At 40.9% G+C, this 12,614-nt stretch carries 11 protein-coding genes; 7 read left to right on the forward strand and 4 right to left on the reverse strand.

Going from position 1 to position 12,614, the window contains the following annotated elements; genetic code table 11:
• Nucleotides 1-27: 27 nt before the first annotated feature.
• A complete protein-coding gene (locus AC4E8C_RS22125; RefSeq protein WP_490208788.1) occupies nt 28-351 on the reverse strand; it encodes a PTS sugar transporter subunit IIB in 324 nt (107 codons plus the stop codon).
• Nucleotides 352-374: 23 nt separating this feature from the next.
• On the reverse strand, nt 375-2,324 hold the full coding sequence (locus tag AC4E8C_RS22130) for a BglG family transcription antiterminator (protein WP_490208789.1): 1,950 nt from the start codon (nt 2,322-2,324) through the stop codon (nt 375-377).
• Between the two features lie 269 nt (nt 2,325-2,593).
• Here AC4E8C_RS22130 and AC4E8C_RS22135 point away from each other — a divergent pair, with 269 nt between their 5' ends.
• The 5 genes from AC4E8C_RS22135 to AC4E8C_RS22155 all read left to right on the forward strand — a co-directional run bounded on the left by AC4E8C_RS22135 (nt 2,594) and on the right by AC4E8C_RS22155 (nt 7,128).
• Complete coding sequence (locus tag AC4E8C_RS22135; protein ID WP_490208790.1) at nt 2,594-2,896, forward strand: PTS sugar transporter subunit IIB; 303 nt, start codon at nt 2,594-2,596, stop codon at nt 2,894-2,896.
• A 16-nt stretch (nt 2,897-2,912) separates the two neighbouring features.
• The gene (gene celB / locus AC4E8C_RS22140; protein ID WP_490208791.1) at nt 2,913-4,271 is read left to right on the forward strand and encodes a PTS cellobiose transporter subunit IIC; all 1,359 of its coding nucleotides are present in this window, start codon (nt 2,913-2,915) and stop codon (nt 4,269-4,271) included.
• 99 nt (nt 4,272-4,370) lie between these two features.
• On the forward strand, nt 4,371-4,700 hold the full coding sequence (locus AC4E8C_RS22145; protein WP_490208792.1) for a PTS sugar transporter subunit IIA: 330 nt from the start codon (nt 4,371-4,373) through the stop codon (nt 4,698-4,700).
• On the forward strand, nt 4,697-6,040 hold the full coding sequence (locus AC4E8C_RS22150; RefSeq protein WP_490208793.1) for a 6-phospho-beta-glucosidase: 1,344 nt from the start codon (nt 4,697-4,699) through the stop codon (nt 6,038-6,040). The genes AC4E8C_RS22145 and AC4E8C_RS22150 overlap by 4 nt, the downstream gene beginning before the upstream one ends.
• Nucleotides 6,041-6,378: 338 nt before the next feature.
• Nucleotides 6,379-7,128 (forward strand): sulfite exporter TauE/SafE family protein, encoded by a 750-nt coding sequence (locus AC4E8C_RS22155; protein WP_490208794.1) that lies wholly within the window; start codon nt 6,379-6,381, stop codon nt 7,126-7,128.
• 356 nt (nt 7,129-7,484) lie between these two features.
• On the opposite strand, the gene AC4E8C_RS22160 is transcribed toward AC4E8C_RS22155, so the two are convergent.
• Both AC4E8C_RS22160 and dcuS read right to left on the reverse strand, forming a co-directional pair.
• A complete protein-coding gene (locus AC4E8C_RS22160; RefSeq protein WP_490208795.1) occupies nt 7,485-8,201 on the reverse strand; it encodes a response regulator in 717 nt (238 codons plus the stop codon).
• Nucleotides 8,201-9,814, reverse strand: coding sequence for a DcuS/MalK family sensor histidine kinase (dcuS, locus tag AC4E8C_RS22165; RefSeq protein WP_490208796.1), 1,614 nt, complete (start codon nt 9,812-9,814; stop codon nt 8,201-8,203). The genes AC4E8C_RS22160 and dcuS overlap by 1 nt, the downstream gene beginning before the upstream one ends.
• A 167-nt stretch (nt 9,815-9,981) precedes the next feature.
• On the opposite strand from dcuS, the gene AC4E8C_RS22170 reads away from it, so the two are divergent.
• Nucleotides 9,982-11,337, forward strand: coding sequence for a 2-hydroxycarboxylate transporter family protein (locus AC4E8C_RS22170; protein ID WP_490208797.1), 1,356 nt, complete (start codon nt 9,982-9,984; stop codon nt 11,335-11,337).
• 54 nt (nt 11,338-11,391) lie between these two features.
• Nucleotides 11,392-12,453: a tartrate dehydrogenase gene (locus tag AC4E8C_RS22175; RefSeq protein ID WP_490208798.1), complete on the forward strand. Its 1,062-nt coding sequence runs from the start codon at nt 11,392-11,394 to the stop codon at nt 12,451-12,453.
• Nucleotides 12,454-12,614: the final 161 nt, after the last annotated feature.

Below are 12,614 nucleotides of genomic sequence, written 5' to 3' on the forward strand. Positions count from 1 at the left end.
GGGCATGAAAAAAGAAAAGACAGAATCTCATTGACTGATCCTGTCTTTTCCCTTATAAAGTTCTTCTGCTACTTTCAATACGTCTGCCCCATTAAAAGTCCCATAGTGTGCCATATCAATGACAGCTACGGGTATCCCCTTTTTTTCACCTAACTGCTTAAATTCGTTGTACAAATATCGAACATGCGGGCCGAGAAGCAAAACATCTGCTTGGTCAATTTCCCTGCTAACGGCTTCAATTGGAATGGCCCAGATTCGATAATCAAGCTTCTGTTCTAAGGCACTTTTCTTCATTTTAGAAACTAATAGGCTGGTAGACATTCCTGCGCAACAACATAATAAAATATTCATCCTTTTCCTCCCGGACTCCCCGCTTAGGGCAAAAGAAGATTTTTATATTTACTAGAGAAGATGGCTTCAAATTCTTTATAGGTTTTGCATTTAATGAATTGCTGCACCACTTGGCTATCATCTACGAGTTCAATTAAATGATCATACATATTTTGCAAATCATTTCCGCTATTCTTCTCCACACTTAACAAGCAAATGAATTGAACTCTTTTCCCGCCCCAGTCTATTGCATTCTTTAAGGTGCAAATCGCCCAAAAGGTGTTTGCAGTCTGTGGTGTGACAGGATGTGGAATGGCAACAAAATTCCCATAGCTTGTGGGTGATAGTTTTTCTCTGGCCTGAACACTTTCTAAAAAGTGGTCATCCACCAGTCGCAAAGATTGAAGCTGTTTAGCTAAAAAGCCCAAAACTTCATCCCTTGTTTCAAAAGACTGTTGAAGAAACACCAACTCTTCTTTTATAAATGGCATATTCTGATGATCTCGTCGTGTTAGAATCGACTCGATTTTTTCAAAATCTCCTCCGCCTAATATAGTATGAACCTGAATAACAGGGATTGGCAGATGAATCGGGATGGTACTGACGATGAAATCAATGGCATGTAAGGAAATTTGATTAAGTTTGTAATAATCAGTTGTACCAATGACTTCTATCTTGTCACCGAACTTTGAGCGAATTTTTGATGCTAATAACCGTGCACTTCCCACTCCTGATGCACAAACGATTAAACACCTTTTTGGTTTTTCACCTCTTTTGGCATTTTCAATGGCAGCCCCAAAGTGTAAGGCCAAGTACCCCATTTCGTTTTCGTTTATATCTATTTTCAAGTCCTGTTTCAAAACAGCTCCAGCAATCACGGCCGCTTGAAAAGCAACGGGATAACTGGATTTAATGTCCTCAAGGAGAGGATTCGGCAAATTAATGCCAAAGTGAAAACGATGAATAGCCGGCTTCAAATGCAAACAGATCGCCACATACAATTCCTTGTCCTCTTGTATCCCCAGGTTAAGTTCATGGTCAATGATCTTGAGGATTTTCTTTACAACTGTATCAATTTTTATATCCATGAACCCATGAATGGTACTTTCATGTATGTGCATCTCTGTGGCCATCTTTGTCCCAAGCAAATGAATGGTCATATAGGCTACTTCCTGCTCAGGAAAGCGAACCTTTAATTCTCTTTCGAATTCTTTTACTATTTTCTCTGCCACTTGATAATGTTTTTCCTTTTTTAGTTCAAGTAAATCGTCACAATGTAAGGTCACATATTTCCCGCTTTTGATACGATGTGCGGCGATGGCGATATGAATAATGAGGTTATTCAAACCAATATCCGACAAACTAATCTGGTTTGTGTTAATTTGGTTGACGATAACGGTTCGAATAATAATCAAGTCTTCCTTTGTGTAAATCGGCAGATCGGTTTCCGTGAGTTCCAGTTCATTCGTAAATTCTTCAAAGAGATGGTCGGAAATGCACAAACGCAGTTTGAACTCGTCCCCCCTTACCTTAAGACCAAAATTCGGGCGTTTATCCAGTGTAATTCCATATCGATGAAAAATGTTTTTTACGATTTTTAAATCGTTTTGCAAGGTCGATCGGCTAATAAATAATTCATCAGCAATATCATCAAGCTTACAATATTCCTCGGCTAGCAAAAGCCGACGCATAATATAGCGGACGCGATCTTCCGGCAGTGTCGGAATTTCATCATATTTTTCTTTCTCTTGCTCTATTATTCCCATCAGCAGTTGACGGAAGGTTTGGTCATCATGTATTTCTAACTGGTATCCAGTTCCTCTAATTGATTTAATTGTCGCACCGTAATTTGCCACAATGGCTTCCAGCTCTTTCATATCACTCCTGATAGTTCTGGAAGTTACAGTTAGGACTTGGGCTAAATACTCACTCGTTACAAATGTTTCCGCTTTCAATAATTCCCGTAATATAGAAGTCGTCCGAGGATGAAGCATGCAAATCCTCCCTTCCCAATGAAAAATAATATTTTCCTAATATAAAATCTTATCACACTTCTATTCTCTCTTGAAGGGTTCCCATCCTTTTACCAAGAATTTTCAGCAAAGTCCAAATAATCATTTCCTTTGAGCAACGGAAAAAGAGTGCGTACAAATGAAAGCGCTTTAATAGTAGAATTCAAATTACAAGAGAGAGCAAACCTATCGTTTGCTACAGATTTTTTTCTAACGCTCATCTCTTAAAACATTTTAGGGGGATTTCCATAATGAATATCTTATTATGTTGTGCAGCAGGAATGAGTACAAGTTTATTGGTAACAAAAATGGAAACGTACGCAAAGGAACAAGGACTTGAAGGGAAAATATGGGCTGTTAGTGCAGATGATGTAAAAAATCATATTGACGAAGCGGATGTATTATTATTAGGACCTCAAGTTCGTTATTTACTTTCTCAATTCAAAAAATTAGGCGAAGAAAAAGGAATACCGGTTGATTCCATCAATTCTGTTCACTACGGGATGATGAATGGGGCAGAAGTCGTAAAATTTGCTGTTGGTTTAACTAAATAATAAGGGGTGGACCTAAATGAACCGCTTTTTAAATTTTTTAGAGAAACACTTTATGCCGGTTGCGGCAAAGCTTGGGGCACAAAAACATTTGCAGGCCTTAAGGGATGGAATTACGTTATCCATGCCTATGATTATCATCGGTTCTTTCTTTTTAATTATTGCCTTCTTGCCATACTTTGGAGATGACCCAAACCGCCAGTATTTAATCACAAGCGAATCGGTTCGTGCAAAACTATTAATACCGCAGGCTGCAACCTTTGGAATGATGGGATTGATTACGGCATTTGGTGTGGCCTACCGTTTGGCTGAAAGATACAAGGTCGATGCTGTTAACTCAGGTGTGATCGCATTGTGTGCATTCTTGATTGCCACACCCTTCACAACCGTGTTTACTCCGGATGGTTCAAAGCATACGTATATAGTAGGTGATGTTATTCCTACTATGTATATGGGAAGTGCCGGTATATTTGTTGCGATTATCATAGGTATTTTTGCAACCGAAGTGTATCGCTTTGTTCTTAAGAAAAACATTGTCATTAAAATGCCTGATGGTGTACCACCAGCAGTAAGTAAGTCATTTGTTGCCTTAATACCAGGATTTATCGTTGTAGCCATTACATGGGGGGGCCGTCTCTTAATCGATTATCTATATGAAGCTGGCATAACAAGTGCTGCAAGTTTACATGATGTGGTAGCAGCTGTTTTAACAGAACCTCTTAGTGCTTTAACAGGAAATTTAGCCGGACAAATCGTTGTCGTATTCTTAATCAGCTTATTCTGGGTCTTAGGACTTCATGGGGACAATATCGTTGGGACGATCATGAGTCCAATTTGGTTAAAAGCAACAGGCGATAATGCAGCGGCTTTTGCTCATCATCAAGAACCTACAGCCATTTTCACAAATGAGTTCTATGGAAGCTTTGTAACAATCGGTGGTACAGGTGGGACAATTGCACTGGTATTATTATTTATGATAGCGTCAAAAAGTAAACAATTAAAACAGTTAGGAAAACTATCTTTTCCTGCAGGACTGTTTATGATCAACGAACCTGTCATTTTTGGTACACCCATTGTGATGAATCCTTTATTATTCATCCCATTTTTCCTTGCACCAATTGTGAATGTGATTGCCGCCTATATCGGAATGGATACAGGACTTGTTGCTAAAACAGTCGCAGCTGTTCCATGGACAACACCGCCTATTATTTCAGGATTCTTGGCAACAGGCGGGCACATTTCAGGTGCTATTATGCAGATAGTAAGTATCTGCCTTGATTTATTACTTTATATACCATTCTTTAAACTATGGGATAAAATTAAAACAAAAGAAGAAATGGAACTTGCTGCTGAACCGAATAAAAAAGCAATCATCTAACAGAAGAGGGCTGTTCCTCAAAATCTATCATTCTTAGATTTTGAGGAATTAGACTAGTAAAGAAAAGGACCTCTATTTTAACTACAGGAGGAGTAAATCATGATAAATCTGGAGGAAATTGTATTCCAGGTGATTTTACACGGCGGAAACGGAAAAAGCTCTGCCATGGAAGCAATCGCCGCAGCGAAGCAAGGGGATTTTTTAGAAGCTCGTGCGAAATTAAATGAGGCGAGTAATGCTTTGAATGAGGCCCATCATATCCAAACTTCGCTTATCCAAAATGAAATCAGAGGGGAAAGAACAGAACTCTCGCTTTTAATGATTCATGCTCAGGATCATTTAATGAACGCAATCACCGTAAAGGATTTAGCCACAGAATTTGTTGAACTTTATGAAAGTTTATCCATAAACGGAGGGATAAGACGATGAAGAAAGGCATTAAAATTGTAACGATTGGCGGGGGATCTAGTTATACACCTGAACTAGTAGAAGGTTTCATTAAAAGATATGATGAACTGCCGGTTAGTGAACTATGGCTTGTGGACATTCCAGCTGGAGAAGAAAAGTTAAACATCGTGGGTAATTTAGCAAAACGAATGGTGGAAAAAGCCGGTGTACCCATTGACATTCACTTGACACTCGATCGCCGTGAGGCATTAAAGGATGCAGACTTCGTCACAACACAACTTCGTGTCGGTTTATTGGATGCTCGTGCAAAGGACGAAAGAATTCCTTTAAGTCATGGGGTGATCGGGCAAGAAACAAACGGACCTGGTGGACTTTTTAAAGCATTGCGTACTGTACCGGTTATCCTTTCTATCGTTGAAGACATGAAAGAACTGTGCCCGGATGCCTTTTTAGTTAACTTTGCAAACCCAGCTGGAATGGTAACGGAAGCCGTTCTCCGTTATGGTAAATTTGAAAAAGTGGTTGGATTATGTAATGTGCCAATCGGTCTCGAAATGGGAATTGCAAAATTATTAAACGTGGATCATTCCCGTGTACGCATTGATTTTGCAGGTTTAAACCATATGGTATACGGCTTAGACATTTACCTAGACGGTAAGAGTGTAAAAGAAGAAGTGATGGATATGATGACAAATCCACAAAATTCAAGCTTTGTGAAAAACATTGACGGTATGGGATGGGAGCCAGAATTTATTAAAGGTTTAAATGTGTTAACGTGCCCTTACCACCAATACTATTACAAAACGGGAGACATGCTGAAGAAAGAATTAGAGGAATTCGCTACAGGCAGAACACGTGCAGAGGTAGTGAAAGAATTAGAAGCGGAGTTATTCGAACTTTACAAAGATCCAAATCTTGCGATTAAGCCACCTCAATTAGAACAACGTGGCGGGGCTTATTACAGTGATGCGGCAGTTCGATTAATTACTTCTATTTATACGGATAAGCGCGATATCCAACCTGTTAATACCAAAAACAGAGGGGCTATCGCTGGTATTCCATATGACTCTGCAGTTGAAATCAGTTGTGTCATCACAAAAGATGGTCCTAAACCGATTACAATGGGTGAACTCCCTGTAGCTGTAAACGGTCTAGTTCAACAAATCAAATCATTTGAAAGATTGGCCATTGATGCTGCTGTAACAGGTGATTATGCGACCGCACTTACAGCGATGACCATCAATCCGCTTGTTCCTTCCGATCAACTTGGAAAAATAATTTTAGATGAAATGCTTGAAGCACATAAAGAATATTTACCACAGTTTTTTCAGACAACAGAAGTCCAAATAGATCATGGGTAGATCATGGGGACGGTTCTCCTGCTCTAAATTGAAGTATTTTTTGTTAATAGGAAAGAATAAAAGGCCCGGAGAGTGTACGTTGCTTCCGGGTCTTTAGTTATTCTCCTATAGGGAAATGCAACCGTCTTGAGTATACATTATAAGGGAACAAGTAGATGGCTCCACGATGCGCTACTTTTAAAATCAATTTAATCTCTTAGAGTAAAATGGTGCACGAGAACCGCCCCATGCACCACTTTCTTTATTTACAAAATATATGAAACGATGGCCGATTATACTAAGATATAGATATTACTAGAAAAGTTTGTTTAATGGAGTTTGGCGGGGAGGGCTTTAGCTTGGCAATTGCACTTACGATGTTGGCATTGGGTTTATTATTGGGATTTGTCGGGGCAGGCGGGTCCGGCTTTATTATTGCCCTTTTAACTGTTGTATTTGGGGTGCCGATTCATGTGGCTTTGGGTACCTCACTGGCCGCGATGGTATTTACATCATTATCGGGGGCCTACAGCCATTTTCGGCAAGGAAATGTTTCGGTAAAAACGGGGCTGTGCGTAGGGATATTTGGGGCAGCTGCATCTTATATAGGTTCCAAGATTGCCGGTATCATTCCGGTACAATCGTTGCACTGGTTAACAGCAGGCATGTTATTTCTCTCTGCCGTCATCTTAATCGTCCGTTTATTTATGGTGCAAAAAATGAACCTCACGCGTGAATCTGGCGCACCCCTTCATTTTTCGATAAAAAAAGCGGCGATGATCGGAGTCGTGACAGGATTATTGTCAGGGACATTTGGAATTGGTTCAACCCCTTTCATTCAAATTGGGTTATTAATGATTATGGGCCTGCCGCTTACCATTTCGGTTGGCACCACCATGCTTGTGATTTTACCCATTGCCTTAGCGGGGGGAGCCGGATATTACACTCAGGGATATTTAGACTTTACTTTGTTAGTCGAAGTGGTCGCAGGTACGATGATTGGCTCGTATATTGGGGCTAAGTTTACAAGAGTGGCTCCACAAATGGTGTTAAAATGTGCGATGGTCTTAACGCCGGTCATTGCCGGAGTGGTCATGGCCATAAGTTAGCAGAAAGACGTCAGTTGAAAACGTGATAGAATATTAGCCCCGGTGTGTGTAAACTACACCGGGTTTTTTTAAATAATTCTCGAAAAGGGATAATGCAGCCCCCTTCCTTTTACCATGTGAACCTATTTTTTCTCCTAAAGGGTAATGCAACCCTCTTCCTTTTACCATTTCAACTGTTTTTTCCTCCTAAAGGGTAATGCAGCCCCCTTCCTTTTACCATGCGAGCTGTATTTTCCTGAAAAAGAGAAAAGGAGCTGTTCCACCAAGGCATGAAAGCCGCATGGAACCATCCCCGCGCGCTCGCTCTGTTTTGTTCTTCACCCACTTCATGAAGGACTTTTCCTCGGTTCTTATAGCTATAAATACTGATCAATTCCATCTTTTTCAACACTCAAATGTTTATACTTATAGATAGGTCTTCCCACCGAACCATAATCCATTCTCATCTTTAACGAGCCGATTTCCTGCAGGAATTCGAGATATTTCCTCATCGAAACGCGCGATATCCCCACATGTCTGGCAATTTCGCTGGTGGAAAACTCGTAATCCTGCATCTCGATAATTTGCCCCCAAATTCGTTTGAGCGTATTTTTATCTAATCCTTTTGGAAGCTCTGAGGAAACGGAATCTAATTCTTGGTTATGGAGGATGAGCCGATCCAGCTCTGATTGGCTAATCCCACCGTTTCCTTTTTGATTAATGAGGTCTTGCCGTTGTCGATACGCCGTAAGCGCCGATTGGAAGCGTTCAAACTCAAAAGGTTTGATCAAATAATCAACGGCACCATATTGTAAGGCCTTTTTGATTGTTTGAATGTCGCTGGCGGCCGATACAATAATGACATCCACTTCTCCACCGGCCGATCTTATTTGCGACAATAATTCCAGACCGCTTAAACCAGGCATGTAAATATCTAATAAGATTAAGTGGATTTCCTTATTTTTTAATACCTTTACCGCGTCTTCAAAGGAACGGGTGACGGCCGCCAATTTAAATCCCTCCACCTGATTCAAGTACCGTTTGTTAAATTCAATTACCATCGGGTCATCTTCAACAATTAAGACATTAATCATCACTGATCATCCTTGCTCTTATAAGGTAGAATCGTGGAAAATACTGTTCCTTTCCCTAATTCCGAAAAAATTTCGATTTGCCCGCCCAATCGGTCCACACTTTCTTGAACCAAATGAAGCCCTATGCCCCGGTTTTTTCCCTTTGTGGAGTAACCGAATGTAAAAATTTTGTCTTTCTGCTCTTCGCTAATCCCAGGTCCGCTGTCATTTATTTCGATGGTCAACGAACCCTCCTCGTATAAAAGCGTCATGACGACGGTCTTTTCCTTTGAGTCTTTGGATGCTTCAATCGCATTCTGCACGAGATTGCCGAGGATGGTGACGAGCTCATTCGTTAAATCAGGGTCGACTGGTTCCGGAATGTAACTATCCTCCGTCAACTGCAGCTTCATATTATTCTCTCTGGCATAACTCATCTTGCCTAAAATAAATCCGGCGAGTACCGGGTCTTTAATCCGGCTGACTAAAAAGCCAATTTGCTCCTGGTACATATGGGCAATGTAGTTGATATAATCAGAAAGCTTATCATACGCCTTCATATGAAGCATTCCGAGAATGATATGTAGTTTATTTTTATATTCATGGGTTTGGGCCCTGAGGGCGTTGGCATATTGTTTTACGCCTGTCAGTTGTTCCGCCAGCAGACTAATTTCCGTTTTGTCGCGAAAGGTAGCTAAGGCGCCGACCACTTTCCCATTCACAACAATCGGGACCCGGCTCGTTAAGATCGTGATACCGTTAAGATCCTGTTCCTTGTCATAAATCGCCTGTCCAGTTTTTAAAACCTCATCCAGCCTCGTATTGGGGATACTCTCATCCGCCAGGCCGCCAAGTGGATTGGCAATGCCGGCCCTTTGAAAAATCCTTTCTGCCTCATCACTTACCAAGGTAATCTGGGAATCCGTATCGATGGCCACCACGCCTTCCCTAACGGAGTTAAGCATCGCACTTCTTTCTTCCAATAGTTTCGCAATTTCAGAAGGTTCTAGATTAAACATCGTTTTCTTAATACTCTTCGCTAAAATAACAGCGCCAATGATACCGATTAACAACCCAATCATGATACCCGGGTAGATGGCTTCCTTACTATGCTGAATATTTTGATTCACGGTATTGAGCAGCTTTCCTACTAAAACAATCCCGATTTGCTCCCCGGTCTGATCATCATAAATGGGGACAAACACTCGCAAATTTTTCCCTAACGTTCCTGTTGCGAAGGAAGCATACTCCGCACCTTTTAATGCTCGATAATAATCATTGCCGACTATTTTTTTCCCGATCCTCGCCTCATTTGGATGGGAAAGCCTGACCCCATTTATATCAGCCACAACAACAATATCAATGTGAGCCGATTTCATGATAGTTTTTGCAAAGTCTTGAATTTCCCCGCTTTTGGAAGGATTTTTTAAACCGTCAATGACCAATGGCGTATCAGCGATAATGTGGGCAATCCCAAAGGCATTTTCTTCGATATGTTCTGTCGTAATCGCAGCAATTTTACTGCTGATCATGGTATTTAATGTAAACAGCACGATGACAATTACACTACATATTAATAGAGTTATTTTCGTTTGCAATTTTTGGTGTCGAATTCGATTCAGCAAACCTTCCATCTAGTAATCCTCCATGTAGATGCGTTTTAACCCAATATACTATTAATTTTAGCATTAAAGCGCTTACTTTAATTACAAAACAATTATAAAACTTACAAAAACTTAAACTATTAAAAAAAGAAAACTATGATAGGTCTGTAGTAAAATTAAAAAAGGAAGTGAATTACATGGCTATTGCCAAAGAGATCATTGAGGGAAAAAATGTTAACGGTTACAATAAGCAGGATCCGAACAAAAATTTATTTGCAAAAATGATAGGGTATCGTATTAACGAAATACCAGTACCCATCTACATCGTTTTGGCAGCGATCATTTTTTTCGCAGCGGCAAAGGGAGTTTTGCCTAAAGATTTGATCGGTGGATTTGCTCTTATCACGGTAATGGGATTTGTGCTTTCAATCATCGGAGCGTCCATTCCTGGATTAAAGAACGTAGGCGGACCTGCCATTCTTACTTTATTTATTCCTTCTGCCATGGTGTATTACGGCTGGTTAAATCAAAATGCGGTTGAATCGATTACCATGCTAATGAAAACTTCCAACTTCTTGTATTTATTTATCGCAATTTTAGTGTGCGGAAGTATTCTGGGAATGAATCGGAAGGTTATGATCAAGGGATTTGTCAGTATGTTTGTTCCATTAATTGTCGGAACACTTGCCGCTATAGCCGGTGGAATCCTAGTCGGTTTATTATTCGGATACACGCCATATAAATCATTTTTCAATGTGATCGTTCCTATCATAGCTGGCGGCATTGGCGAAGGAATTTTGCCGTTATCTTTAGGATATTCCGAAGTCATCAAGGTTTCCCAAGATACGCTGATTGCTCAGCTGGTGCCCGCAGCGATGATCGGAAATGTGACCGCTGTTATTACAGCTGGGATTTTAGCACGTATGGGACAAAAGAAACCACATCTTACGGGAAATGGCCAGCTGGTCAAAGCCGGTGATGATGCTGACATCCTTAATGCTGATAAAGAAGAGAATAAATCATACGATGTAAAACTTCTTGGTGCGGGATTGCTTCTCGCCTGTACACTCTTTGTTTTCGGTACTCTTGTAAGCCCATACATTGGAATTCCTGGTGCCATTATCATGATCTTCACAGCAGCACTTGTAAAATATTTTAAATTATTGCCAAAGCATTTAGAAGATGGAGTAAAGCAATTATATAAGATTGCCAGCGGCATGCTTACCTATGCGGTAATGGTTGGACTTGGTACGGTTTATATGAATTGGGGCAATTTAGTTTCAACCTTTAGCATCGGCTTTGTCAGCATTTGTGTGGCATCTGTTGTATGTATGTCCGTATCCGGTTTTTATATTGGAAAACTGATGAAAATGTATCCAGTAGAAGCTTCCCTTGTGACAACCTGCCATAGCGGCTTAGGCGGAACGGGTGACATCGCCATCTTAACTGCTTCCAATCGGATGGAATTAATGCCATTTGCCCAAGTATCGACAAGAATTGGCGGAGCCACAACAGTTGTATTAGCGGTCATTTTGTTAAGAATGTTTAGTTAACTAGATTACTAGGTCTTTTTAAAAAAATCAGCATTGACATAGGAGGAAGACACGATGAAAACATTAAAAATTGCGGCAATCCCTGGGGATGGAATTGGTAAAGAGGTCGTACCGGCTGCGATCGATGTTCTACATACAATATCGGATGTACATGGCGGGTTAAAATTTGAATTTACGGAATTTCCATGGAGCTGTGAATACTACCTAGAACATGATGAAATGATGCCAAAAGACGGTCTTGATATATTGAAAGACTTTGATAGCATTTTCCTAGGAGCCGTCGGCAACCTAGATTTGGTTCCTGACCATGTTTCTTTATGGGGTCTGTTAATCAAAATTCGCCGTGAGTTTGAACAAGTGATCAATATCCGCCCGGCGAAAATGCTCAAAGGGGTCAAATCTCCCCTCTTAAATCCGAAAGACTTTGACCTGATTGTGGTACGGGAAAACAGTGAGGGTGAATACAGCTCAATCGGTGGAAAAATCTACAACGGTGAAGATGAGCTAGCGATTCAAAATGCTGTTTTTTCCAGAAGAGGAACGGAACGTGCGATGCGCTACGCCTTTGACCTAGCAGCCAAGCGGAGAGGACATGTAACCAGCGCGACCAAATCAAATGGAATTGTCTTTTCTATGCCTTTCTGGGACAGCGTGTTCCAAGATGTCTCCAAGGATTATCCGGACATCAGCACGGATCAACAGCATATCGATGCGCTATCCGCCTTCTTTGTCACACAGCCGGAAAGATTTGATGTCATCGTAGCCAGCAATCTATTTGGAGATATTCTAACCGATTTAGGTGCCGCAATCATGGGCAGCATCGGCATCGCCCCAGCCGCCAATATCAACGTAAATGGTAAGTATCCATCCATGTTTGAACCCGTTCATGGCTCAGCACCAGATATTTTTGGTAAAGGAATTGCCAACCCAATCGGCCAAATCTGGACCGCCAAAATGATGCTGGACCACTACGGCGAAAATGAACTAGGAACTGCCCTACTAAATGTGGTCGAAAGCGTAACCAATGACGGCTTCCTAACACCAGATATCGGCGGAAAATTCACAACAAAAGAAGTAACCGACGAAATAATTGCCAGGTTAAATAAGCTCAAATAGATCATGGGGACGGTTTTCCTGCTCTAAATTTAAAGTAATAATATAAATGAATATAAGACCCGGAGAGTGTATGTTGCTCCCGGGTCTTTTACATTATTCTCCTATAGGAAAATGCAACCTTCCCAACGCGCCCCAATCTTGAAGTAATCCCAACATATGCC

It is taken from the genome of Neobacillus sp. SRL179 (genome assembly GCF_984799095.1).